The sequence below is a fragment of the Pseudomonas sp. genome, from assembly GCF_035512415.1.
In the GTDB taxonomy this organism is placed as follows: domain Bacteria; phylum Pseudomonadota; class Gammaproteobacteria; order Pseudomonadales; family Pseudomonadaceae; genus Aquipseudomonas.
The window spans coordinates 55,765-80,256 of record NZ_DATKDZ010000003.1 but is presented as its reverse complement, the minus strand read 5'-3'; the positions used below and the strand labels follow the sequence as shown (position 1 = coordinate 80,256).

The window sequence follows — 24,492 nt, the reverse complement described above, 5'->3', positions numbered from 1 at the left end:
GTTGTCATCCGGGCTACGGAAATGCCGTGCACTTGGTAAAAGTGAGCGGCATTCCAGGTGGCAATACATTCCCTGGGGCGACGCGTCAGCTACGGCGCGCGGAGATAAAGAGAGACGCCATTACTCGCCCGTCGGCCGCCGCGACAGCCGATAGGACAGTTGCGCGCGGGTCAGGCCCAGGCGGCGGGCGGCTTCGGAGACGTTGCCTTTGGCCTCGCTCATGCAGTGGTCGATCATCGCGTCTTCGACTTCCTGCAACGACAGCTGGCTCAGGTTTTTGTCGCCGAGCAGGGCGTGCAGGGCTTCGGGCTCTCGGGCTGGGGGCGCGCTGCTGGTCTGCTGGGGCTGCGTCGGGTCGTGGGGGGCGGCGGCCAGCTGGCCGCGGATGCCGATGGAAAACATCGGATGGGCCAGGCGTTCGCCGCTGGTAAACAGGTGCGCCAGGTCGATGGCCCCATCGTCCGGGGCGCTGATTACGCCGCGCTCCACCAGGTTCTGCAGTTCGCGGATATTGCCGGGGAAGTCGTAGGCCAGCAGGGTGTCGGCGGTGCGCGGGGTAAAGCCGCTGAGCTGGCGGCCGTGGCGCTGGGTAAAGCGGTGGAGGAAGTGGGTCATCAGCAGCGGGATATCCTCCTTGCGTTCGCGCAGCGGCGGCAGGTGGATCGGGAATACATTGAGGCGGAAGAACAAGTCCTCGCGGAACTCGCCGCGCAGGGCGGCGGCGCGCAGGTCGACGTTGGTCGCGGCGACCACTCGCACATCGACCTTCAGTGTGCGGCTGCCGCCAACCCGCTCGACTTCGCCTTCCTGCAGGGCGCGCAGCAGCTTGCCCTGGGCCACCAGGCTGAGGGTGGCGATCTCGTCGAGGAACAGGGTGCCGCCATCGGCGCGTTCGAAGCGCCCGGCGCGTGACTGGGTGGCACCGGTAAAGGCCCCGCGCTCGACGCCGAACAGTTCCGACTCCATCAGGTTTTCCGGGATGGCGGCGCAGTTGATCGCGACGAAGGGTGCGTCGGTGCGCGGGCTGATGCGGTGCAGCATGCGCGCGAACATCTCCTTGCCGACCCCGGATTCTCCGGTAAACAGCACGGTTGCCTGGGTCGGCGCGACCCGCCGCAGCATATGGCAGGCGGCGTTGAAGGCCGAGGAAATGCCGACCATATCGCTGTCCTGGGCCGTTGCCGGCTCGACCTGCAGGGCGCTCGGCAGGGAACCTTTATCGCCGCCTTTGCTGCTGGTCTGGCGTGCGGCGGTGCTGCCACCGCTGCCGACAAAGGGTTCGGCATTAAGGTCGGCCAGGTCTTCCTCGGCATCGTCCCATTCTTCGGCGGGCTTGCCGATCAGGCGGCAGATGCTGGAGCCGGTCGAGCGGCACTCGACCTCGCGGTAGAGGATCAGGCGGCCGACCATGGCCGAGGTGTAGCCGATGGCGTAACCGGTCTGCATCCAGCAGGCCGGTTCGGTACCGATGCCGTAGTGGGCGATATGTTCGTCGTCCTCGCTGGAGTGATGCCAGAGGAACTCGCCGTAATAGGTGCCCAGGTTCATATCGAACTCGAAGTGCACTGGCTCGACCTTCACCGCCCCTTCGATCGCGTGGATCAGTGGCCCGGCGGCGAACAGCGCCAGGGTGTCTGACTCGGGAAAGCGTTCCTTGATCAACGCCGCATCCCGCGCGCCGCAGTGGTAACCGGTGCGCAGCATGATGCCGCGGGCGCGGGCCAGGCCCATGCTTTCGATCAACTCGCGGCGCAGTGCGCCCAGGCCGCTGCTGTGCATCAGCAGCATGCGCGCGCCATTGAGCCAGATACGTCCGTCGCCAGGGCTGAACAGCAGGCATTCGGTCAGATCCTGCAGGGTCGGCGCGGCCCCGGGCGGTAGCTGTTCGCTGGCACCGCGGGCAGGGGATTTTTGCGTGCCGCGGGAGAGTTCGGCCAGGGAGATCAACTTGTTCGCCATCGAGAACCTCTTAATCGGATTAATCATATTCCGCATAGTGCAGCATGATTTTGCTGAAATCATCACTTTTTTAAGGCGACTTTCGTCTTGCTTGGTAGGCCTGATTTCCTTAGGTTTAGCGCAAATATGCGTGCTAGAGGGGTTGCTGTGTTGTGGTCAGTACATGGCATATCGATTGCTAGAACTAGTTACCGACTTTAACTAATTCGGCAATAACAACATGGCTTGGCTGCCACCGCCCTAGCGTCAGCAGCACAAGCACGACTGAATTGGGAAACCCGTATGAAGCTGAGCAACAAGACGATAGTCGTGACCGGGGTCTCCTCGGGCATCGGCGCCGAAACTGCCCGAACCTTGCGTGCCCATGGTGCCTTCGTTATAGGTGTGGACCGCAACGAACCCAGCCTGACCCTGGATGGCTTCGTTCAGGCCGACCTCAGTCATCCCGATACCATCGATGCTGCCGTGCAGCAGCTGCCGGCGCAGGTCGATGGCTTGTGCAATATCGCCGGGGTGCCCGGCACCGCCGACCCGCAACTGGTGGCGCGGGTCAACTACCTGGGCCTGCGTCATTTGAGCGAGGCGGTGTTGCCGCGCATCCGCGAGGGCGGGGCGATCGTCAACGTGTCCTCGGTGCTCGGTGCCGAATGGCCGCAGCGCCTGGCCCTGCATCGCGCTCTCGGCCTGGTCAGCGGTTTCGCCGCGGGCGAAGCCTGGCTCAGCGACAACCCGGTGGCTGACAAGACCTGCTACCAGTACTTCAAGGAAGCGCTGATCGTCTGGACCCAGGTCCAGGCGCAGCCCTGGTTTATGCGCACCTCGGTGCGGATGAACTGCGTGGCACCGGGCCCGGTGTTCACCCCGATCCTCAACGAATTCGTGACCATGCTCGGTGCCGAGCGTGCCCAGGCCGACGCCCATCGTATGAAGCGCCCGGCCTATGCTGACGAGATCGCTCCGGTGATCGCTTTTCTCTGCGCCGACGAGTCGCGCTGGATCAACGGCGTGAACATCGCGGTGGATGGCGGCCTGGCCTCGACCTATCTCTAATCGCAGCACTGGGTGGGTTCGCTACGCCGGTGCTGTTGTGCCGGCAACGGGCCTGGAATTTAACGGCGGCTGAACCTCGGGAGATCGAACAAGGCGTTGTAGCCGGAGCAAGTCCACAGCACATGAGCTGAATCAAGCCATCGAACCCCGCCAGGCTGTTTGGCCGACGGGCGAAATTGATAATAAGAACAATGAGGCAATCCATGAAAAAGAGTAGAGCTGTTACCGTTTTCACGCGTGCCGCACTGGCCACCGCCATCTGCGCAACACTGCCTCTGTCGAGTGCCAGTGCCATGCAATTCGACCTGGGTGATTCCGAGTGGCGGGCGCGCTGGGACAACACCATCAAATACAGCATGGCTTACCGCCTGCAAGGGCAGGACAGCGCCATCACCGATTCGCCGACCGCCGGCGGGCTCTATCAGAATATCCAGAGTCAGGGCGACAACAACTTCGACCGCGGGCTGATTTCCAATCGTCTGGATGTGTTTTCCGAGTTTGACCTGAGCACCCAGAACTATGGCCTGCGCGTCAGTGGTGCGGCCTGGTACGACGATATCTACAACCAGGACACTGACAGCAGCCTGCAGCGTGACTTCCTCGACGCGACCCGCGATCTGCATGGGCGCGACGCCGAGATCCTCGACGCCTTTGTATTTGTGCGTGGCAACATCGGCGAGTCGAGCCAGGGTACCCTGCGTCTCGGCCAGCACAGCCTGATCTATGGCGAGAGCCTGTTCTACGGCGGCAACGGTATTGCCAATGCCCAGGGGCCGATTGACGTGGTCAAGCTGCTCAGCGTGCCGGGCACCCAGTTCAAGGAAATCCTGCGGCCGGTCAATCAAGTGTCCGGGCAATTGCAGATCAACCCGCAAGTGTCGGTCGGTGCCTATTACCAGTTCGAATGGGAGCGCTCCAATGTACCGGGTGCTGGTAGCTACCTGAGCGACGTCGACGCCATCGGCCATGGCTCCGGCGACCTGCAGCAGGTGTTCGGCAACGCCACGGTCAACGGCGGCGACATCAGCGCCAAGGACTCCGGGCAGGGCGGTATGCAACTGCGCTACAAGCCCGAAGGCACCGAACTGGAACTCGGCTTCTATGCCGCCAAGTACCACGACAAGGCGCCCAGCGGCCTCTATGCCTATCTGGACGGCGCGGCGTTCGGTGCCACTGGCTTGCCGTTCCTCAGTTCCTACCGCCAGGTCTATGCCGAAGATATCAAGACCCTTGGTGCCAGCTTCTCCACCGCTTCCGGCCCGTTCAACTTCGCCGGCGAGGCCTCGCTGCGCTGGGATGCGCCGCTGGTCAGCAACCTGCAGGTGGTATTCCCCGGCGTGGCCGCGGACAACAGCGATGACGCGCTCTATGCCAAGGGCAAGACCGCGCATATCAACCTCTCGACCATCTACCTGCTGTCGCCCAACGCGATCTGGGACGGCGGTTCGGTGATCGCCGAACTGGCCTGGAACCGTACCCTGAGCGTTACCGACAACCGTGCGGCACTGGACTCCAACACCACCCGCGATGCCACGGCGCTGCGCATCCTGGCCGAGCCGGCCTACTTCCAAGTGGCTGACGGTCTCGACCTGAGCGTACCGGTGGGCCTGGGCGTGGTGCTCGACGGGCGTTCCTCTGCGGTGAGCAAGGCCGGTTTCGGCAACACCCATGCTGGCGACTGGAGCGTCGGGCTCAAGGCCACCTACCTGCAGCGTTGGGACTTCGGCGTCAACTACGTGAACTTCTTCGGCAAGAAGGGCGCGGGGCTGCGCGAGGACGGCAACTTCAGCTATGCGCAGTCGCTGGCTGACCGCGATTTCGTCTCCGTCTACGTGAAAACCACATTCTAATAAGAGGTTTTATTCGCCATGCAAAGCCAATTTTCCTTGCGTCTCTCTGTCCTGACGATAGCCCTGATGGGCAGCTGTTTCGCCCATGCGGCGGTCTCCCCGGATCAGGCCGCGCGCCTCAATGCCGACCTCACACCTATGGGGGCTGAACGCGCCGCCAATGCTGATGGCAGCATCCCAGAGTGGACCGGTGGCTACACCCAGGTGCCGGCCGGTTACAAAAGCGGCGACAAGCGCGCCGACCCCTTCGCCGCCGACAAGCCGCTGTTCTCGGTCAGCGCGGGCAATATGGCGCAGTACGCCGAGCAACTGGCCGAAGGCACTCAGGCGCTGTTGAAGAAGTACCCGGACTACCGCCTGGACGTCTACCCGACCCACCGTAGCGCCGCCGCGCCGCAATGGGTGTACGACAACACCCTGCAGAACGCCACCCGCGCCACCCTCGAAGAGGCCACCGAGAAAGTCAGCGGGGCCTATGGCGGTATTCCCTTCCCGATACCGCAGAACGGCGCGGAAGTGTTGTGGAACTACCGACTGTCCTGGCAGGGTGCCGATACCTTTTACGCGCCCTTTGACACCTGGCTGATGACCGCCGGTGGCAAGAAGCTGCAGGCCACCCGCGCGCGCTTCTGGTACCAGCACCCTTACTACTTCAAGGAAGGTAGCCTGGACACCTATGGCGGCAAGCACCTGATCGGCAAGCTGCTCACCGAGCAGCCATCGTCCAAGGCCGGTGAAGGCCTGATGACCCACTGGGATATGGACCCGAGTGCACGCGCCGCCTGGCAGTACCTGGTCGGCCAACGCCGGGTGCGTCGTGCGCCGAACGTCGCCTACGACACTCCGGACTTTGTCACCTCCGGCGTCGGCTTCTTCGACGAGGCCTTTATGATCTTCGGCCCGACCGACCGCCACGACCTCAAGCTGGTCGGCAAGAAGGAGCTGTTGGTGCCCTACAACAACAACCGCGCCGCGGCGGCGAGCAGCGACGAGCTGGTCAAGCCGGGCTTTCTCAACCCCGATCTGGTGCGCTGGGAGAAGCACCGCGTATGGGTCGTCGAGGCCACCCTCAAGGCCGGCAAGCGCCATGTGGTGCCCAAGCGCACCTACTACGTGGATGAGGACTCCTGGCAGGTACTGCTGCTCGACGGTTACGACGCGCAGGGCAAGCTCGGCCGCCACAACTACTCGCTGACCCTGCTCGCGCCGGAAATGCCGGTGCTGACCGCCCAGGTCATGTGGGGCAGCTACAACCTGGAAACCGGTGCCTACTTCCTCAACGCCGCGGCCAACGATCTGAAGGTGCAGTACCAGGACTACCCGCGTCCGTCGGCGTCGTTCTTTACCCCTGATGCCATGGCCAGCGACAGCATGCGCTAAGCCATTTACCGGCACGCCGGGGCCAAGGCTCTGGCGTGTTGTCTGGCTAACTCTTCTGCAGTGGTTGGAGCGCATATGAGCAGTAAATTTTTATTCACCCGGGCTTTGCCCCTGCTATTGAGCGCGCTGCTGCTGCCCGGTTGGGCTATGGCGCAAACGGTGGCGCAATCGACGGCCAGCGCGCAGATCCCCTTGCTCGACCAGCCGGCGCTACACAGCGCCAAGGCCCCGCGCTCGGTGCTACTGGCCGTGACCCGTGCCGGTGAGCGGCTGGTGGCGGTTGGCGAGCGCGGGATTATTCTGCTTTCGGACGATTCCGGGGTGAACTGGCGGCAGGCCCAGGTACCGGCCAGCGTCAGTCTGACTTCGGTGCAGTTCGTCGATGCCGAGCAGGGCTGGGCGGTGGGGCATCTCGGCGTTGTGCTGCATAGCGCGGACGGCGGCGAGACCTGGAGCAAACAGTTGGATGGCATTCAGGCCGCGCAGCTGGCGCTCAAGGCTGCCCAGCAGGGTGGCGATGCCAAGCTAGTGAAGGCCGCCGAATGGCTGGTCGCCGATGGCCCGGACAAGCCCTTTCTCGACCTGTATTTCAGTGATCGCCAGCACGGCTATGTGGTCGGTGCCTACGGCCTGATCCTGCGCACCAGCGATGGCGGCAGCAGTTGGCAGGCCTGGATGGGCCAGGTGGAAAACCCCGAGGGCCTCAACCTGTACGCCATTCGTGCCCAGGGCGAGCAGCTGTTTATCGCCGGCGAGCGCGGTTTGCTGCTGCGCTCCAGCGATGGCGGGCAGTCCTTTCAGGCACTGGAGTCGCCCTATGAGGGCAGCTTTTTCGGTTTGCTGGCCAGCCGCAGTGGCGGCCTGCTGGCCTACGGTTTGCGCGGCAACGCCTGGTGGTCGAGCGACCGCGGCGACAGCTGGCGTCAATTGGACACCGGGGTGGAGTCGGCCCTGTCCGCTGGTCTTGAGCTAAACGACGGCCGCCTGCTGCTGGCCAGCCAAAGCGGCGAGTTGCTGCTGAGCGGCGATGGCGGCATGCAGTTTGAACACCGCCGCACCCACCAGGGCGCGACGGTCGCCGCCGTTGAGCAGGCGGCCGATGGCAGCCTGACCAGCGTCGGTCTGGGCGGCTTGTCCGCCCGCCAGGATATCCAGGCTGCGGCCCGCCCTTGAGCGTTAGGAGTCAGATGTGAAATACGAAAAACCGTCGAGCGCCATGCACAGCCTGATCGGCCACCTGGAAGACTTTGACCGCACCTCGGGCAACCGGGTGGAGCGGCTGATCTTCAACCACCGGCCCTGGGTGATGCTGCTGTGCCTGTTGGCCACCCTGGTGCTCGGCTGGCAGGCCGCGAGTATCGGCGTCAACGCCAGCTACGAGAAAACCATCCCCACCAAGCATCCCTTCGTGGTCAATTTCCTTGCCGAGCGCAGTGAGTTGAGCGGCTTGGGCAATGCCCTGCGGATCGCCGTGACGGCGGAGCAGGGCGATATCTTCAGCGCCGACTACCTCGACACCCTGGCCAAGCTCAACGATGAAATCTACCTGCTGCCGGGTGTCGACAAACCCTATATGAAGTCGCTGTGGACGCCGACCACGCGCTGGACCGCGGTGACCGAGGACGGTCTGGACGGCGGCACGGTAATTCCCGGCAGCTACGACGGCTCACCCGAGAGCCTGGACGAGGTGCGCACCAACGTCGCCCGCTCCGGCGAGATCGGCCAACTGGTGGCGGCCAACTTCAAATCCAGCGTGATCTACGTGCCGCTGCTGGAGATCAACCCGCAAACCGGCAAAACGCTGGATGCCGGCGAGTTCTCGCGGCGTCTGGAGGCCTTGCGCGACAAGTACCAGAACGAGCAGGTGCGCATCCATATCACCGGCTTTACCAAGCTGATTGGCGACTTGATCGAAGGCCTGCTGCAGGTTGCGTTGTTCTTCGTCGCCGCTGTGGCGGTGACCATCGCCGTGCTGTTCTGGTACACCCGCTGCGTGCGCAGCACCTTCGTCGTGGTGCTCTGTTCGCTGGTTGGCGTGCTCTGGCAGGTCGGCCTGCTCGCATCCATGGGTTACGAGCTGGACCCCTATTCGATCCTGGTGCCGTTTCTGGTATTCGCCATCGGCATGAGCCACGGCTCGCAGAAGATGAACGGCATCATGCAGGACATCGGCCGCGGCATGCTGCCCTGGATCGCCGCCCGGCTGACTTTCCGCCGCCTGTTTCTCGCCGGCTTGACCGCGCTGATCAGTGACGCCGTGGGTTTCGCCGTGCTGATGGTGATTGAAATCCAGGTGATTCAGGATCTGGCAATCACCGCCAGTATTGGCGTCGCCGTGTTGATCCTGACCAACCTGGTGTTGCTGCCAGTGCTCTTGAGTTACACCGGCGTCAGTCCAAAGGCCGCACAGCGCAGCCTGCAGGCGGAGCAGGACGACCGCGCCGGCGTGGCCCGTCATCCGCTGTGGCGTCTGCTCGACCGCTTTACCACCCGCAGCTGGGCCGTCGCTGCCGTACTGGTGGGCCTGCTGCTGGCGGTGTTTGGCAACCAGGTATCGAGCAATCTACAGATCGGCGACCTCGACCCCGGTGCCCCGGAGCTGCGTGCAGACTCGCGCTACAACCGCGACGTGCAGTTTATGAACGACAACTATGCCGCGAGCTCCGATATCTTCGTGGTGATGATCCGCACCCCCGAGGACCAGTGCACCCGCTACAGCACCTTGTCGGCGGTGGACCAGTTGGCCTGGCGCCTGGAGCAACTGCCGGGTGTGGAGTCGACCAACTCCATGGCGGCGCTGAGCAAGATCGCCACCGCCGGTTACAACGAAGGCAACTTCAAGTGGTACGAGCTGACCCCCAATGATGGTGCCCTAGGCGCGGTACAGACCCGCGCGCCGCGCGAGCTGTTTAACCAGGGTTGCTCGCTGCTGTCGCTGTACGTTTACCTCGCCGACCACAAAGCCGAAACCCTGAGCCGGGTGGTGGCCACCAGCGAAGCCTTTATCGCCGAGCAGAAGCTGCCTGAAGTGAAATTTATGCTCGCCGCAGGCTCAGCCGGGATCGAGGCAGCGACCAATATCGTGGTCGAGCAGGCCATGCAGGACATGCTCTATTGGGTCTATGGCGCGGTGATTCTGCTGTGCTGGGTCACCTTCCGCAGTTGGCGCGCGGTGCTGGTGGCGATACTGCCGCTGATGCTCACCTCGATCCTCGCCGAAGCGCTGATGGTCGGCCTGGGCATGGGCGTCAAGGTCGCCACCCTGCCGGTGATCGCCCTTGGCGTGGGCATCGGCATCGACTACGCGCTCTATGTACTGAGCGTGATTCTGGCGCGTATGCGTGCCGGCGACTCACTGTCCGAGGCCTACTACCGGGCGCTGCTGTTCACCGGCAAGGTGGTGGTGCTGACCGGCATCACCCTGGCGATTGCCGTGGCGACCTGGGTCTTCTCGCCGATCAAATTCCAAGCCGATATGGGCATCCTGCTGGCCTTTATGTTCCTGATGAACATGCTCGGCGCGCTGATCCTGCTGCCGGCCCTGGCCTACTTCCTGATGCCGCAGAAGGTCTTCGGTGCCAAGCCGGGCGACGCTTCTGCCGTGCCGCCGGGCGTGGTGAGCTGAGTGCGCGCCCTGCAGGGTGGCTGCCTGAGCCTGTGGTTGCTGGCCTCCTCGACGCTTTGGGCCGCCGCGCCGGCGCAGCAGTATCAGCAGCTGCGCAGCCAGGCGACCCTGCTGGCGGTGAACGCGCTGCTCTACTTCGATGCCGACCCGCGCGCGCAGCCTGATGCGCGTCATCTCTCGACCTTGCGCGAAGCGCAGCAGCGCCTGGATGCCCTGGCGCTGCAACTCGACCTGCCGGCGGAGATGGGCGACTCCCTGGCCAGCCTGAATGCCTGGCTGGACGATTTGCAGGCCGTGCGCCGGGACGAGGCACCGCGTTACCCGCAGCTCTTGATCGGCCTGCTCGACACCCGGGCGCAGCTGGATCGGCAGAGCGATCTGGCCTATCAGCAGGTGCAGGCCGATCTGCAGCCCGTGGTGCGCTTGCTCAACCGCCAGAGCCTGGATATCGCCAGCCTGTTGCTGCATGCCCAGGCGCGTAGCGCACGGGTGCTCGGCGATCACTCGCTGGCCTATTCCGAGGTCGAGTTCGCCGCCCGTGACCAGGCGATTGAACAGGGTTTTACCCAGCTGATGGCGCTGCTGCCGGAGCAGGCCGCCCGGCTGCACAAACAGCGCCTAGCCTACCGCTTTGTACGCCAGCGTCTGCTCGACCGCGACCCCGGACGGGTGACCGGCAGCCTGGAGCGCTACCTGGCCGGCATCGTCGTGGTGCTTGATGAAATAGCGGCGCGCTAACGACCTGGCTGCCATATGAATGGGTAGGGTGCGCGGGGCTGCCTAGGCCGTGCGCACCAACAATCCGCAGCCGACGCTGGTGCGCACAGCGCACCCTACGAAACCCGCCTTCAGATATAAGGATAAAAATAATGCTGAAGCCCATCGCCCGGCTGCTCGCCAACTGTTCGGTGGGGCAGAAGTTATTGCTCGGTTTTGGCCTGGTGTCTGTGCTCGCGGTGGTCGCCATTGCTCAGGGCTTGTATGCCACGGCCAGCCTGCTCGAACACGGCCGCCAGGTCAGCGCCATGGCGGCGGTCAATCGCCTGACCTTGCAGATTCGTAATGCCGAGAAGCGTTATGCGCTTGAGCCCTCAGCTGCGGCCACGCAAGAGGTCGAGGAGCTGGTGCGTGCGCTCGAAAGCCAGTTTCGCACTATGCAGGCGCAAGCCACGGCCGATGGTTTAGCCATGCTAGTTGCCATGCAGCAATCCATCGACGGCTACCAGCAGTTGTTCGCCCAGTTTGTCGGCCATCAGCGGCTGGCGACCGAGGCGCTGCAGCATATGCAGGAGCAGGCCGAGCAGGCCCGCTTGCAGTTCGAGATGGTCGAGCTGGATATGTACGACCAGGTGCGCGGCGTTCTCAACAGTGGCCAGGCCCTGGAGGGGGATCCGCTGAGCCTGGCCGAACAGGCCTCGGCGTTGCAGCGCAAGTTGCTGGTCACCCGCAATAGCGAGTTCCTCTATGTGCAGGCGGGCCAGCCTGCCGCTCTCGAACGCTGGCGCGAGTCGACCGAGGAAATGAGCAACGCCCTGGAGTTGCTCCAGGGCCGGGTCGACGAAAACTCCGAGGCGTCCCTGACCGCTGCCCTGGCGGCGCTGGTGGAGTATCGCCAGGCGTTTCAGCGTTATCGCGATAGCCTGACGTTGAGCACGCAAACGGCGCTGCAGATGGATACCCAGGCGCAAAGCGTATTGCACCAGGTCGAACAGGCCGCCGCCGAGCGGCAGAATCAGATGGACCAGCGCGGTCGCTCGGTGATGCTGCTGCAGGCCGTGGGGGCCTTGGTAATTGTCACCCTGGCGCTGCTGGCCTCGTTGACCATCCGCAATCTGATCGTTGCTCCGCTGCGGGAAACCCTGCAGGTCGCTCGGCGGATTGCCGCCGGCGACCTGAGCCTGGAGATGCAGAGCGGGGGTGTGCGCCGCGATGAGTTGGGGCAACTGATGGCGGCGATGGTCGAGATGACCGCCAACCTGCGGCGGTTGGTCAGCCGTATCGGCGCAAGCGTTGCTGGCCTTGGGCAGTCGACGGCGACCCTGGGTGGGCTCAGCGAGCAAAGCAACAATGGCGCGCAGCGCCAGCGGGTCGAGACCGAGCAAGTGGCCACGGCCATGCAGCAGATGGCCGCAACGGTGCAGCAGGTGGCGCAGAATACCGAGCAGGCTTCGCAGTCTGCGCTGGAGGCTGATCGGCAAGCGCGCAACAGCGATCAGATCGTGCAGCAGACCCGCGAGCATATTTATCGCCTGGCCGAGGATATGCAGCTTTCCGAGCAGGCCGTGCAATCACTGCAGCAACAGGTGTTGCGCATCGGCACGGTGGTTGACGTGATCAAGTCGGTGGCCGAGCAGACCAATCTGCTCGCGCTCAATGCCGCGATTGAAGCCGCCAGGGCCGGCGAACAGGGCCGCGGGTTTGCCGTAGTGGCCGACGAGGTGCGTTCCCTGGCCAAGCGCACCCAGGTGTCCACAGGTGAGATCGAAACCCTGATAGCGGGCCTGCAGAGCCTTTCGCTGCACAGCGTTGCGCAGATCCAGGCGTGCGCGCGCAGCATGCAGTCCAGCGTCGGCCTGTCCGATCAGGTGGGCTCCGCTCTGCGCGGCATTACCGGCGCGGTATCGGTGATCGAACAGATGAACCAGCAGATCGCGGCAAGTGCCGAGCAGCAAAGCATCGTCGCCGAAGAGGTCAGCCGCAACGTCATGCAGCTGCGTGATGAAGCGGAACGCTTTGCCGATGCCAACCAGCAAATGGTCGTGGCCAGTGACGAACTGGCAGGGCTGGAGCGAGAGCTGTTGGCGGCTGTTGCGCAGTTTCGGGCCTGAATGAGCCGCTATCGGACTGACTCGTTGAGTGAGCTCCTCAATCTTGGACTGTATTGCGCAGTTGCTGCTCAAACTCATCTTGTGCCATGGCTTTGCCATACAGCCAACCCTGCGCACTATGGCAACCATAGCGCTGCAGGAAGGCTTCTTGAGAGGGCTCCTCTACGCCTTCCGCTACCAGCACCAGACGCAGGGTGTGGGCCATGCAAATAATCGCCTTGACCAATTCGGCGCTGTTCTGATTCTGGGGGATGTTGTGGATAAAGGAGCGGTCGATCTTCAAGGTTTCAACCGGGAAACGACTCAGGTAACTCAATGCCGAGTAGCCTGTGCCGAAGTCGTCGATGGCGATGGTGAAACCCATGGCCGACAACTGCTCAAGGGTTTCGCGTACGGCCGCGTTGTTGTCCAGCAGCAGGCCTTCGGTGATTTCCAGTTCTACCCAGTGCGGCGCGCAACCCGTTTCCTGCAGGATCAGGCGGATTGAGGCGAGAAGGTCATTCATCTTGAACTGCCTGGGTGACAGATTCACCGCGATTTTCAAGGGATGTCGGCTGCTGTGGTTCCATGCGGCGGCGCAGCGGCAGGCCGTACGCAGTACCCATTCGCCTATTTCGACAATTAATCCGGTTTCCTCGGCGATGGGGATAAATTTGTTTGGCGGCACCAGGCCGAGTTCGGGGTGGTTCCAGCGCAGCAGGGCTTCTGCACCGATCAGGCGTCCACTGCTCAGGTCGATCTGTGGCTGATAGTGCAGTGCCAATTCGCCATTTTGCTGCGCCTGGCGCAGGCTGGCCGCCAAGGCCAGACGCTCTGTAGTTATTTGGGTGAGGCGTGGGGTATAGAGCTGGACATTGTTACGGCCCTGTTCCTTGGCGTGGTACATGGCCGCGTCGGCATATTGCAGCAGTTCGGTGATGCTGTCGGCATCGTCTGGGTAGCAGGCAATACCGATGCTGCCCGATATGAACAGCTCTCGCCCTTGGACAGAGTAAGTGCCGCCTATGGCCTGGAGCAGTTTGTTGCTCAATCTGTCCAGATTGGTGCCCGGTGTTATCTGGTTCAGGATCAGGGCGAACTCATCCCCGCCCAGTCGCGCCACCGTATCGCTGCTGCGAACCGTCCGCTGCAGGCGCTTGGCGGTTTCCTGCAGCAGTTCGTCGCCGACACTATGGCCGAGGGTGTCGTTTATGATCTTGAAATTGTCGAGGTCGATAATCATCACGGCCACTTGGCGACCGTACCGTTTGGCCTGGGCTATTGCCTGCTGCAGGCGGTCTTTGAACAGCTGACGGTTAGGCAACTCGGTTAGGGCGTCGTAGAAGGCCAGGGTATGCAGTCGTTGCTCATAGGCCTTGATTTCGCTGATGTCCTGGGCGGTGCCAAGCATTTGCAGGGGGCGGCCGTCTGGGGTGTACTCGATGCGCAGGTGGGACTGCATGTGCCGCTTGTGCGGGTCTGTCTCGATGCAGTAGTCCAACTGCAGTTCTTCACTGCGATTGGCCAGGGCCTGCTCGATGGCTGCGATGACCCTGATCCGGTCTGCGTCCGTGAGCAGAGCAAGCGCCTCGCTCGGTCGCGGTGACCAGCCGCGAGGTTTACCGGCAATACGGCAAAGCTCCGTCGAGAGCTGCAGGGTGCCGAGTCGAAAATCCAGTTGCCAATGGCCGAGACGGGCCAGGGCTTCGGCCTGCTCCAGGCGGCGTTCGGTGGCCTTGTGAGCGGAAATGTCGCGTGCGATGGTCAGCACGCTGGTGACCCGTCCATGGGGGTCGAATTCGGGCACTCCTCGGACATCTTGGAAAATCTGTTCATTGCTGATCTTGGTCCAGACGGCCTCCATCATGTCGGGCTGAGCGCTGTCCAGAATGGCCATTATTCTGTTGTGGTACTGCGTTGCCAAATCTGTTGGCAGGGCGCTTTTCTGCGTGATGGAGGTGCCCAGAATCTCGCTGCGGGAGAAACCGTAGAGGCGTTCATAGGCAGGATTGATGTAGGTGCGGCGGCCTTCTCGGTCATAGCGCACGATGACATCGGGTGAATTCTCTACCAGGGTGCGGAACTCCTGCTCCCGTATTCTCAGCTCCTGCTCGGCACGGCGCAGATTGGTGATGTCTCGGCCTACTGCCAGTACGCAGGCCACTTCACCGTCACCCGTTCGTTCAGGCACGATGCGGATCTGGCTGATTATCGGCTGACCCTCGGCTGTTACCCAGGTCAATTCATATTCGCCAGGTTGGCCAGTGCGCAGTGCTTCTCGCAAAGAGGCTTCGTAGGCGAGCATCTCGGCGCTGTTGTTGCCGTTGCCGGGGTTTTTACCCAGCAGGGCCGCTATGGGTACACCGGTAATGCGTGAGAGGGCTGGGTTGGCATAGGTGCGCAGGCAGTTGTGGTCGTAGCGAGCGATGGTGTCCGGAGTATGTTCGGCAAGAGTCCGAAAGGTCAGCTTGTCGCTTAACAGCTGCTGTTCGTAGCGCTTGCTTGCGCTGATGTCGCGGGCAATGTGCAGAAGGCAGTTAATTTGCCCGGCGCTATCGCGTAACGGAATCAGGTTGTGCAGAAAGTAGCAGCGGCCAACTGCCAGGTTGAGTTCGCACTCGGCGTTGAGTACCTGGCCGCTATTGATACAAACATGACTGTCGTTGAGTACTTGCTGAGCCATGGTGGCGGGTAGCAATTCGTCTACGTAGCGGCCGAGCAGTTCGCTTCGGGACAACCCGAGTAGCCACTCGAACGCCGGGTTGGCTTCATCGACACGCAGTCGGTTGGCAGGGTCGAACCGGTAAATGGCCTGGCAGTCGGTACTTCTTTCGAATGCTTCACGGTAGAGGCCAAGGCAATTGGTCTTGAGGTCGGTGTGCAGGTGACCATTGACCGGGCAGGGGAAGTTAAGCGTGTCATTCATGCGTACCACCTTGTTTGGCGAGTGCGTGAGCAGCCGTGCTGCATGGCTCAAATAGGCTTTGGCCGATAAGGAGTGCGCTTGCGGCATGGCGCATGGATAAGCGCGGCATGCGCGTTGTTTGCCCGCCGTGGGGGCGACACGCGCTGCCGGTGCGGCTCGCCATGGCCTCTTCGATAGGGTTGATGTCCGCCCCGAGCGTTCTGGCCCTGATCGGCGGCACATCCCGGCATACAGGCTTCAAGCCATGGCGGCAGATGTTCTGGTTGCCGCGGTTCTTGGCTGTCCGTAGCGCCTCTGCGCGTGTTTGCAGGGCGCGTTTGCGTGAGTGGTAATAGAGCGCGTCAGGCGTACCTGGCACCAGGACTGGTGCGCCCAGCGCCGCAGGCAGCAAGTGGCGCTGGGGCCAGCCAGGGTCAGCAATGCCAAGGCTGGTCCCGCTGGGAGGCGGAAGGGAGGAGGCGTTGGTTGTTGCATTCAATGCGGAATCTCCGTCCGGCTCCGGCCTTGCAGCTAGCAACGCGCCGGTTTGTCTTGCGTTGTAAGGCGGGGCGGCACAATGCCAGTACGGGCGCATGTTGCTGGTTGTGAGGAGTGGCCAGCCATCGGCCGATGCTGGTTTTTAGGTAGGTGTGGCGGCGGCTTGGGTAGGTGGTTCCTTAGCTGTCTGCGCCCGGGTCAGGGCGTTTGGACTGGCGGATAGATCGACAGTGTTTGACGGCTGGAGTCCTGGGTGTGTTGCCGTTTCGTTGGTGACAGTGCGATAAAACCGCAACAGCGCCCTGGGGGCGCTGAGCCTGAGTCGGTTGCAGCTAGCGCTCAGGCTATTGCGCCAGTGCGCCTCATGCCGGACGGCTATGTGCCGGTGTGGGGCGGGCCAGAGGGTGGCGTCGAAGAGTGTCGGCCTGGACAAGAGTCAGATGCAGTTTTTCCAGATCGCAGCGGACCAGATCGAGCACTTGAGTGACGCGCCCCTGGAACTGCAGGTTGGCCAGCACCTGGGTAATGTCCTGGCCAACCGCTTGGCTTTCCTCGTGCAGCTCGCGGGAGGACTTGAGAAGCGTGTTGGTCGCACTGCGAAAACGCTTGATAACGTGCTCGATGACCTCTCCGGCGTTGAGCGCCGTGGCCCCATTCTGCTCGGTATATTGGCAGGAGGTCGACAAGGAGCTGGCGATGGTCGTGTTCACCGCGTCCACGGTCTCGCCGATACGTTTACCGGTTTCGCTGCACAGGCTGGAGAGTCTGCAGATTTCATCCGTGACCGCGGCCAAACCCTGGTTTTCCTGGTTGGTCTGGTTGGCGTTAAGCGCTACCTGGTTGGTTTGCTCGGCAATATTGCCGAGATCCTGGGTCAGCGTTTGCAGCTGTTCGGTAAGCCTGGACAGTTCCGTCACTTCATAGTGCAGGACTTCTTTGGTGGCCAGGGCCGCGCGCAGCGACACGACTGTCTCTTCCAGCTCTTGCCGACTGCTACCGAGGAGCAGCGTCAGCCCGCCGCTCATCGTGGTGCCGCTCTGGGCGGCGGCGGTGGCTCTCTCGACCCGCTGGGACATCCTGCTGAAGTGCTTGGTCAGAGTGCTAATGGCCTCTGCGGTAAGCGTGCGAGTAGCCTCTATCTGTCCGGCCCAGATTGGCAGTATGTAGCGGTATGCCGGTGCCTGTGCGCAAGCGCAGATAGCCTGATCATCCCGAGCCCCGGTCGCGTGCAGTTTTGCGCTGATCGTCTGGTGGGCGTAGCGCAGGACGCGGTTATACGAGCGGTAGTGCAACGTGGCCACTGCGCCCAACCCGAGAAGTAGCGAGGCGAGCCCGACAGCCAGGGGTTGGGCCCCCCCGGCAGCCAGCACGCAGATCGCACCGAGTGCTGCGATGGTCAGAATGACCGAAGATACCCCTGCTGGGGATTGCTCTGAGGTGTCGATGGCTTCGCTCAATCGAATTCTCCGGTGATCGGTATGACGGCAGCGCCGGACCGGTTCGTTTGTATGAAGGGCCGGCCGTGGAGTGCCGGTAGAGGCAGCATGGTGCAGGCCGTGCGAGTGGAGCGGCCATCGGCCTATGCTGGTTTTGCTGTAGGCATGACGGTGCTTCAGGTAGGCGGTTGCCTATCTGGCGTTGTGCCATTATTTGGGTGTGCCGATGAGTGAAATCGGAAAGGGATAGGCAGGGCGTGCCGTGATGGTCTCGCACTTAGCTGCGATCAACAGGTGTTTACCGCGTCACTCGATAAGGCTTTGGCTTACGGCATAGCGGACGATGGCGGCATTGTTGGGCAGCCCCATCTTATCCATAAGGCGAGCCTTGTGGGTGCTGACGGTCTTGCTGCTGATGGTCAGCTTCTCGGCGATTGCGGTCACGCTGTTGCCGCTGGCGAGCAGGCGTAGGACCTGAAACTCCCGGGAGGTGAGTTTGTCATGGTGACACTGAGGTCTTAGCCCGCTGGCTTCGAAGGCTATGCCCTCTGCAATCTGTGGATCGATATAGCGGTTACCTGCTGCGACGCGCCGGATGGCGTAGAACAGGGTTTCCGGGTCGCACTCTTTGCACAGGTAGCCGGTGGCTCCGGCTCTGAGCGCGCGCTGGGCGAATTGCGGCTCGTTGTGCATGCTTAACACCAGAATTTTCTGTGCCGGATAGAGGTTGCGTATATGAAGGATCAGGTCTTCGCCGTGGAGTCCGGGCATATTCATATCAAGCAGTAGCAGGTCGATATCGCCTTGTTGCAACCGCTTTAGAACCATGGGGCCGCTATCGGCTTCGGCGATAACTTGAAGATCACTGCTCAGAGCAAATAACTGTTTTAGCCCTTCCCGCATGATGGCGTGGTCGTCGGCTATCAGTAAGCGGATCGCATTGGGCATGGATTCTGGCTGCAAGTATGAGGGCATCTGGCGAGAGGTCTGACGGGCCGGCATCCGCTTAGGGTGTCTATCGCGTTTGGATAAGGCCATCGGCCGTGGCTGGTTTTAGGGTAGGGGCTTGCTGGTGTGTCGTAGGTGGGTGCCCTGCGTGATGTCTCGGTAATAGGCGGAAATACTCTGGTGTCTGGGTTTATTCCGTGTCTGCGATACGCGATAGCCTGCCGGGAGGAGGGTAGTTTGCTGCCGAAGGCTGTTTGAGCATGGCCCTGAAGCGGGTCAGACGAGTCAAATGCCCACTTATATGGTGATTTCCAGGCCATGCAAATTGATCGGCCAGGACAGGTTATCAATGATTTTCTGTGCCAGGACACCGGTCCCCTCTAGGTCCTGGATGTTTTCCAGGATTACGGCGAACTCGTCCCCACCGATGCGGCAGCGGACATCGCTGTTGCGCGATACCTCGGTCAGTTGTCTGGCCACTTCTCGCAGCAGCTCATCGCCCACCTGGTGACCTAGGGTGTCGTTGACGATCTTGAAATTATCTAGGTCGATGAACATCAGGCAAAAGTGGCTGCCGTAACGCAGCGCGTTGCTCGCCGCCTGATCCAGGCGCTCCATGAAGTAGTCACGATTGGTCAGCCCTGTGACGTTGTCGTAATAGGCCATCTGGCTCAGTTTGCGGTCGCGCTCGTGGACGTCCGACAACATCTTGTCGAAGGTGCGCGACAGGCTACCGATTTCGTCGCGCCTGTCGTTGACCCGCCGTCTTGGGGTGTAGTCCTACCGCGACCGATTCATTGGCTTCTGGAGGTTTTGTACTGGAAGTGATGTGTTGCCTGGATCAGCCTGGTGGGCCCGGTCGATACCGGACTGCAGTTGGGCGAGCACTTCTTGCAGCAACAGATTCTTGTCTATGGCGTGCTCACCGAATCAGGGGCTACGGTTATCTTAGGCCGACAGCGCTGCTGCCCAGAAGCTCAGGCATGTGCCTGCGCCAGATGCACGCGATTGCGCCCGGCGGCCTTGGCTCTGTACATCGCCGCATCGGCGCGGCGGATTAGCGTGGTGGCGTCGTCCTGTCCGCGACTCAGGGCGATGCCGATGCTGGCACCGACGCGCACGGTGTCGCTTTCCATTTGGATGGAGCTGCCCAGCTCCTGCAACAGGCGCTCGGCCAACTGCCCAGCGGCCTCGGCTGACTGCACGCTCTCGCAGATCACCACGAACTCGTCGCCGCCGAGGCGGGCGGGGAAATCGGTGTCGCGCAAGCACTGCTTGAGACGCTGAGCCACTTCGACCAGGACCTCGTCGCCGCAGCTATGGCCGTGCTGGTCGTTGATCGGCTTGAAACCGTCCAGGTCGATCAGCATCACCGCCAACTGTTCGCCGCGCCGCTGGGTGCGTGTCAACGCCCGCTTCAACTGTTGCTGCAGTGCCGTGCGGTTGGCCAGGCCAGTGAGTGGGTCTAGCAGGGCTAACTCGCTGAGCAGTCGGTTGGCCTGTTCCAGCTCCTCGGTGCGCTCGGCCACCCGCTGCGCCAGAACCTTCTCGTTGAGTTGCAGGGTGGCTTCGCGCTGGCGCTTGAGCTCGTTGAAGCGTGCCGCTAGGGCGAAGGACAGCAGGAGCATCTCCAGCCCGGAGCCGATCTGCATGGCATGCAGGGTGAGGAAGTTCGTGGGGATCAGGGCAAAGTTGCGCAGCGCCAGCAGCACCGCACCGCTCAGTAACATCAGCCAGGCCACGGCGAACAGGCGCGCGCCGGGGACCCGGTAGCCGACACAGACGAAGCTGGTGATCAGCAGCGCCGGGGTGACGAGCAGGCTGATGACGGATAAGGTCTGCAATGCGAGTTGCATCGGCAGCAGCAGGGCCGCCAACACCGCCAGCGCGGTGGCGAAGCACAGCACCAGTAGGACCCGATCCCAGCGCGGCAGCCACTTGCGAGTGTCGAGGAAGCTGCGCGCGAATACTGCCGAGAACAGGGTGGCCAGGGTCAGACTGACCGCTAGCATGCGACTGCTCCAAGGCTCGGCCTGCGGCCAGAGATACTGCGCGCCGAGTCCGTTGGACGAAAATATGCCGAGGGCGAAGGTGGATATGAACAGTACGTAGTAGAGGAACGGTCGCTCGCGCAGGGCGAGGAACAGCAGCAGGTTGTACAGTCCCAGGGCGATCAGTAAGCCGCAGTAGATAGAGTGCACGGCGTAGCCGATCTGGCTGTGCTGCTCGAAGTCGCGTGCCGACATCAGCGACCCGCTGAGGGTCAGGCTGCCCTGGGATGCGGCGCGCAGGTACAACGTGCGCCGCTCACCGGGCTGCAGCACGAGCTCAAACACTGGGTTGCGGTGGCCGACGCTGCGCTCGCCATAGGGCACGGTGTCGCCGCTGCGAGAGAGGCGGGCACCATCGCTGCCGAGGTCGTACAGAAGCACCTCGTCCAGCGACGAATAGTTCAGTTCCAGGCGCCAGCTGCGCGTCTCGTGCGCCGTCGACTGCAGCGGCAGGCGCAGCCAGACTGCGCCGTGGCGGTAGCCGAAGCTGAGGTCGCGACGCGCGCGCGCGGGGCGGAACGGGGCGTCCGCCAGGCTGACCTGATCGAGCCCGAGGTTGCCCTTGGCGTCGACGAGGAAATCGACCAGTGCATACAGGTCCTGGGCTTCGGTGTTGTCGCCCAGGCGTGTCGCTGCGCCGCTCCACATGCTCGTCAGGAGCAGGCAAAGGACCAGCAGCCAGCGCAGTCGAGGGGCCAGGGTGAAGGAGTGAAGAGGGCTGGCGACGTGCATGGCAGCTGCCCGAGGGGGAGGCGTGCCTCGATTCTGGCAGAAAGCCTTATGCCTCGGGCACTTACTGCTGTTGGCCATAGAGCGCATATTGTTTTTGCTGAAGGTCGCGGCGGGCACCATGAATCTGGGGGATTCGGTTCGGCCTGTGCGTTATCCCGCTTGCGGCGAAGGTCGTTACGCAGTTTTGGCCTTTGTCGTATTGGTAGATAAAACAGGCAAAGGCACCCGGAATGAAGCTTGTCGGGATCGCGTAGCGCCTCGTTCTGCTCTTCATATTCTCGGCCTTTTTTGAGTTCGGCTGATGATTACCGGCCTAGAATAGGCTTTCAGCTTGAGCGTCAAGGTACTTTGGGGAAAAGGAAAAGATGCTATCCCCGCGTTAAGCGGGGATCCATGGTCGATCTGGCTAGACGGGGGCGCTTAGCCAGCGAGACACGGACTCCATTTTCAGGAGCAGCAAATTACCTGCCGATTCGCCCTAAAGCCTGTATGAGCGAATGTCTTGGCGTGGCGGATGTAAGGATGCATTTGCGCTTACGCGGTGCCCATCGGTTGGGGGCTGATATTTGCGTAGGGAATTGTTCGTGGCGAGTAGGGGGTTTCCGGGGGAGGGGCTCTGGAGACGTCTGCACCGCTGTGGCGAGTGCGGCTGGTAGATATTCGGATGGCTGGGGCTCTGGCTGTCATTCACCAGATTTGATGCTCTTTGCACTTGCTGTCGTTCCCTTTGATGAGGAGATACCCCCTCTACTTGACTGCGTGGGGTGATGTGCGACCGCCCTCGAGTGAGCCTCTGTCAGCAGTTCAGGGGCCAGCAAATATTATTAACCTGTCTCGTTCTATGCGCTCTGCGAGGCGGCTGCGCCTGCCGGCCTCGCAGCTCTTCTCCGCAGCTAACCGCATAGCCTGTCAGCGTAGTTAGCTGCGGTTCTGTCAGTCATTCCCTTACCTGTTGCGGGTCTCTCCCTACCTGAGTTTCAGCCTCGGCCGATGGTTGCCGAGCGGGGGGGCATGCATTCTTTTTAGGCGCTTGCACTGCAGTGTCGGAATTCGATGCCGAGTGGGCTTCGCGCAGATTTTCTAAGCAACGCTATGCGGACATAACTGTGCGCCCGTGGCAGTCCGGGTAGCCGATGCTTGCCATATCCCACTGTGGTGTGCGGCCGCAGTTTCTTTGCCATAGCGATATTGCGCAGAGCGTTGTTCCTGGGTGTCCCCGGGGCGAAAGAGCCGCCGAACTGGAGTTTCAGACCTTTATCAGGGAAAGCCGATGCCAATTTCGTGTGTGCTACTCGATGACAAGTAGGAGTGGGGCGATGTCGCAGAAAGGTTTCACCCTGATCGAGCTGATGGTGGCTCTCGCCGTCCTGGCCATCTTGCTCGGTATCGCCGTTCCCTCGTTCAGCAGCATGTTGCGTGACAGTCGCGCCTCGACCTTGGCCAGCGAGCTGCAAGGGGCGTTGCAACTTGCTCGTTCGGAGGCCATCAAGCGCCGTCAGGGCGTTGTGGTGTGCCGCAGAAAGCCTGATGAAAGCGTCTGCCAAGACGGAACGGACTGGGCCGGCGGTTGGTTGGTGCAGCAAACCGGTGGCGACGTGATCAAGGTTTGGGACAGCGCACAAGGCCTGGTGGTTGTTGGCCCGAATGCTGGAGTGAGTTACCGCAGCAATGGCATGGCCAGTACCGCCGGCAATTTTTCGGTGACGCCCAGCGGCTGCAGCGGTCAGCAGATGCAGAAAGTTACCGTCTCTGTGACCGGCTCCAGCACCCTGAGTAAGGACGTATGCCAATGAGCGTCTTCTCTCCCGTAGCCCAGCGCGGCACCACGCTGATCGAAGTGCTTATCGCCATGATTGTGCTCGCCATCGGTCTGCTCGGGATGGCGCTGCTGCAGGTCACCAGTGTGCAGAGCAACCACAGCGCCTATTACCGTTCGCAGGTGACCCTGCTTGCCAGCGATATGGCCGATCGTATGCGGGCCAATCGTACGGAGGCGCTGAACGACGCCTACAAATTCGATTTTCCTGTCTCATCCAGCGACCACTCGGTGAGTGGCACGCAAGCGCAGAAAGACATCGCCCAATGGCTGAACACGCTTGCCCTGACGCTCCCGGAAGGGACCGGCCAGGTCGAGAAAGCCGACCGTCTGGTAACCATTTCGGTGCGCTGGAACGATAGCCGTGGGCGGATAAAGGCAACCGACGGCACCGACAGCGGCCCTGAAATCTTCGTCTACCGGACCGAAATATGACCCCTTTATTAATCCCGCGGCAGCAAGGTTTTTCGCTAGTTGAATTAATGGTGTCGATGACGCTTGGCCTGTTACTGATGGCGGGTGTAATGCAGACATTCCTGGCGAGCAAGCAGACCTACAGCGCCAATAATGCACTTTCCCGCGTACAGGAAAGCGGTCGCTTTGCCATGGAGTTTATTACCAATGATATTCGCAACGTCGGCTACAGGGGCGAATGTATGGCACCGCTGAATAATTTACTTGATGAAAGCGGTAAGGGTTATAAAGCTGATTATTTTGACGTGGACCAGCCTATAAGCGGCAAAGCCAATGCCTCGCCGTCATGGGTGAAAAAACGCACCGCAGGCGATGTAATTCATGTCAAATATGCAGCCAATGTTCCGGGGGCAACGGCAAGTGGGAGCACTACTGCCGGCGCAAACGCTATCAGCCTGACGGCGGAGAGCGGTGTCGCAAAAGATACCATTGTTATTGTCTCTGATTATAGCGGCTGCGATATGTTCCAGAATCGCAGCAACACAAATGCGAACGCATTGTCCCGTGGTAGTAGTGGGGTACCGGGGAATAAGAACCCCGGCAAAAATGATTTCAGTCATGCCTATGATTCAACCATGGAAATTCTCACGTTGCAAAGTGCGACCTATTACATAGGAGGCGGCGCTAACAGCTCACCTTCACTTCGGCGAATCAGTTTTAGTACCGGCACTGAAAACGATGAGGAGTTGGTCGAGGGCGTTCAGGATATGCAGATTCTGTATGGCATTGCTGGCAGTAACAGGCAGGTTGAAAGTTATGTGCCAGCAAATGAAGTCAGTAATTGGGATAACGTCGTATCCGTTCGCGTCTATCTATTGCTCGTGAGTGCCGACGCCAATGTGGTGGCGGAGAATCAAGTCATAGATTTCAACGGAACAGCTGTGACCATTCAGAATCGTCGTCTTGCGCAAGTGTTCTCGGCCACCATCGGAATTCGGAATCGCCTGCCATGAATCGACCC

16 protein-coding genes and 1 pseudogene are annotated in these 24,492 nt (G+C 61.7%); 11 read left to right on the top strand and 6 right to left on the bottom strand.

Translation table 11 applies throughout. The annotated features are described in order from the left end of the window. Window positions 1-120 precede the first annotated feature (120 nt). Window positions 121-1,959, bottom strand: a complete 1,839-nt coding sequence (locus VMP31_RS00590; RefSeq protein ID WP_325503005.1) for a sigma-54-dependent Fis family transcriptional regulator — start codon at window positions 1,957-1,959, stop codon at window positions 121-123. Window positions 1,960-2,241: 282 nt separating this feature from the next. Between VMP31_RS00590 and VMP31_RS00585 the strand changes: the two genes are divergently transcribed. The 8 genes and pseudogenes from VMP31_RS00585 to VMP31_RS23310 all read left to right on the top strand — a co-directional run bounded on the left by VMP31_RS00585 (window position 2,242) and on the right by VMP31_RS23310 (window position 12,692). Further along, complete coding sequence (locus tag VMP31_RS00585) at window positions 2,242-3,009, top strand: coniferyl-alcohol dehydrogenase (RefSeq protein WP_325503003.1); 768 nt, start codon at window positions 2,242-2,244, stop codon at window positions 3,007-3,009. A gap of 203 nt (window positions 3,010-3,212) precedes the next feature. Continuing rightward, window positions 3,213-4,859 (top strand): DUF1302 domain-containing protein, encoded by a 1,647-nt coding sequence (locus VMP31_RS00580; protein WP_325503001.1) that lies wholly within the window; start codon window positions 3,213-3,215, stop codon window positions 4,857-4,859. 18 nt (window positions 4,860-4,877) lie between these two features. Continuing rightward, the gene (locus tag VMP31_RS00575; protein WP_325502999.1) at window positions 4,878-6,239 is read left to right on the top strand and encodes a DUF1329 domain-containing protein; all 1,362 of its coding nucleotides are present in this window, start codon (window positions 4,878-4,880) and stop codon (window positions 6,237-6,239) included. Window positions 6,240-6,386: 147 nt separating this feature from the next. Then, entirely contained in the window at window positions 6,387-7,412 is a 1,026-nt protein-coding gene (locus VMP31_RS00570) for a WD40/YVTN/BNR-like repeat-containing protein (RefSeq protein WP_325503074.1), read from the top strand. A gap of 43 nt (window positions 7,413-7,455) precedes the next feature. Next, window positions 7,456-9,864 (top strand): efflux RND transporter permease subunit, encoded by a 2,409-nt coding sequence (locus VMP31_RS00565; protein WP_325503072.1) that lies wholly within the window; start codon window positions 7,456-7,458, stop codon window positions 9,862-9,864. Further along, the gene (locus VMP31_RS00560; RefSeq protein WP_325502997.1) at window positions 9,865-10,602 is read left to right on the top strand and encodes a hypothetical protein; all 738 of its coding nucleotides are present in this window, start codon (window positions 9,865-9,867) and stop codon (window positions 10,600-10,602) included. Window positions 10,603-10,733: 131 nt separating this feature from the next. Next, window positions 10,734-11,834, top strand: a pseudogene (locus VMP31_RS23315) (HAMP domain-containing protein); the annotation flags it as partial. Then, on the top strand, window positions 11,811-12,692 hold the full coding sequence (locus tag VMP31_RS23310; RefSeq protein ID WP_414705410.1) for a methyl-accepting chemotaxis protein: 882 nt from the start codon (window positions 11,811-11,813) through the stop codon (window positions 12,690-12,692). The pseudogene VMP31_RS23315 and the gene VMP31_RS23310, both read left to right, overlap by 24 nt. 37 nt (window positions 12,693-12,729) lie before the next feature. Here VMP31_RS23310 and VMP31_RS00550 read toward each other — a convergent pair whose 3' ends face one another. The 5 genes from VMP31_RS00550 to VMP31_RS00530 form a co-directional block, all read right to left on the bottom strand. Beyond that, window positions 12,730-15,597, bottom strand: coding sequence for a bifunctional diguanylate cyclase/phosphodiesterase (locus tag VMP31_RS00550; protein ID WP_325502994.1), 2,868 nt, complete (start codon window positions 15,595-15,597; stop codon window positions 12,730-12,732). Between the two features lie 839 nt (window positions 15,598-16,436). After that, on the bottom strand, window positions 16,437-17,531 hold the full coding sequence (locus tag VMP31_RS00545; protein ID WP_325502992.1) for a hypothetical protein: 1,095 nt from the start codon (window positions 17,529-17,531) through the stop codon (window positions 16,437-16,439). 285 nt (window positions 17,532-17,816) lie between these two features. Beyond that, window positions 17,817-18,458, bottom strand: coding sequence for a response regulator transcription factor (locus VMP31_RS00540; protein ID WP_325502990.1), 642 nt, complete (start codon window positions 18,456-18,458; stop codon window positions 17,817-17,819). 297 nt (window positions 18,459-18,755) lie between these two features. Next, complete coding sequence (locus tag VMP31_RS00535) at window positions 18,756-19,166, bottom strand: GGDEF domain-containing protein (protein WP_325502988.1); 411 nt, start codon at window positions 19,164-19,166, stop codon at window positions 18,756-18,758. A 269-nt stretch (window positions 19,167-19,435) separates the two neighbouring features. Further along, window positions 19,436-21,241 (bottom strand): diguanylate cyclase, encoded by a 1,806-nt coding sequence (locus VMP31_RS00530; RefSeq protein WP_325502986.1) that lies wholly within the window; start codon window positions 21,239-21,241, stop codon window positions 19,436-19,438. A 1,316-nt stretch (window positions 21,242-22,557) separates the two neighbouring features. On the opposite strand from VMP31_RS00530, the gene VMP31_RS00525 reads away from it, so the two are divergent. Genes VMP31_RS00525 through VMP31_RS00515 form a run of 3 tightly spaced genes read left to right on the top strand, consistent with a single transcriptional unit; the run spans window position 22,558 to window position 24,484 of the window. Continuing rightward, window positions 22,558-23,034, top strand: coding sequence for a GspH/FimT family pseudopilin (locus VMP31_RS00525; RefSeq protein WP_325502985.1), 477 nt, complete (start codon window positions 22,558-22,560; stop codon window positions 23,032-23,034). Beyond that, window positions 23,031-23,492: a type IV pilus modification protein PilV gene (gene pilV / locus VMP31_RS00520; RefSeq protein WP_325502983.1), complete on the top strand. Its 462-nt coding sequence runs from the start codon at window positions 23,031-23,033 to the stop codon at window positions 23,490-23,492. The genes VMP31_RS00525 and pilV overlap by 4 nt, the downstream gene beginning before the upstream one ends. Further along, window positions 23,489-24,484, top strand: coding sequence for a PilW family protein (locus VMP31_RS00515; RefSeq protein WP_325502981.1), 996 nt, complete (start codon window positions 23,489-23,491; stop codon window positions 24,482-24,484). The genes pilV and VMP31_RS00515 overlap by 4 nt, the downstream gene beginning before the upstream one ends. Window positions 24,485-24,492 lie beyond the last annotated feature (8 nt).

Bases quoted from the DNA above. Each gene is read 5' to 3' on its own strand.
- VMP31_RS00590 (WP_325503005.1), bottom strand. From the start codon at position 1,959: ATGGCGAACAAGTTGATCTCCCTGGCCGAACTCTCCCGCGGCACGCAA.
- VMP31_RS00585 (WP_325503003.1), top strand. From the start codon at position 2,242: ATGAAGCTGAGCAACAAGACGATAGTCGTGACCGGGGTCTCCTCGGGC.
- VMP31_RS00580 (WP_325503001.1), top strand. From the start codon at position 3,213: ATGAAAAAGAGTAGAGCTGTTACCGTTTTCACGCGTGCCGCACTGGCC.
- VMP31_RS00575 (WP_325502999.1), top strand. From the start codon at position 4,878: ATGCAAAGCCAATTTTCCTTGCGTCTCTCTGTCCTGACGATAGCCCTG.
- VMP31_RS00570 (WP_325503074.1), top strand. From the start codon at position 6,387: ATGGCGCAAACGGTGGCGCAATCGACGGCCAGCGCGCAGATCCCCTTG.
- VMP31_RS00565 (WP_325503072.1), top strand. From the start codon at position 7,456: ATGCACAGCCTGATCGGCCACCTGGAAGACTTTGACCGCACCTCGGGC.
- VMP31_RS23310 (WP_414705410.1), top strand. From the start codon at position 11,811: ATGGCGGCGATGGTCGAGATGACCGCCAACCTGCGGCGGTTGGTCAGC.
- VMP31_RS00550 (WP_325502994.1), bottom strand. From the start codon at position 15,597: ATGAATGACACGCTTAACTTCCCCTGCCCGGTCAATGGTCACCTGCAC.
- VMP31_RS00540 (WP_325502990.1), bottom strand. From the start codon at position 18,458: ATGCCCAATGCGATCCGCTTACTGATAGCCGACGACCACGCCATCATG.
- VMP31_RS00535 (WP_325502988.1), bottom strand. From the start codon at position 19,166: ATGTTGTCGGACGTCCACGAGCGCGACCGCAAACTGAGCCAGATGGCC.
- VMP31_RS00530 (WP_325502986.1), bottom strand. From the start codon at position 21,241: ATGCACGTCGCCAGCCCTCTTCACTCCTTCACCCTGGCCCCTCGACTG.
- VMP31_RS00525 (WP_325502985.1), top strand. From the start codon at position 22,558: ATGTCGCAGAAAGGTTTCACCCTGATCGAGCTGATGGTGGCTCTCGCC.
- pilV (WP_325502983.1), top strand. From the start codon at position 23,031: ATGAGCGTCTTCTCTCCCGTAGCCCAGCGCGGCACCACGCTGATCGAA.
- VMP31_RS00515 (WP_325502981.1), top strand. From the start codon at position 23,489: ATGACCCCTTTATTAATCCCGCGGCAGCAAGGTTTTTCGCTAGTTGAA.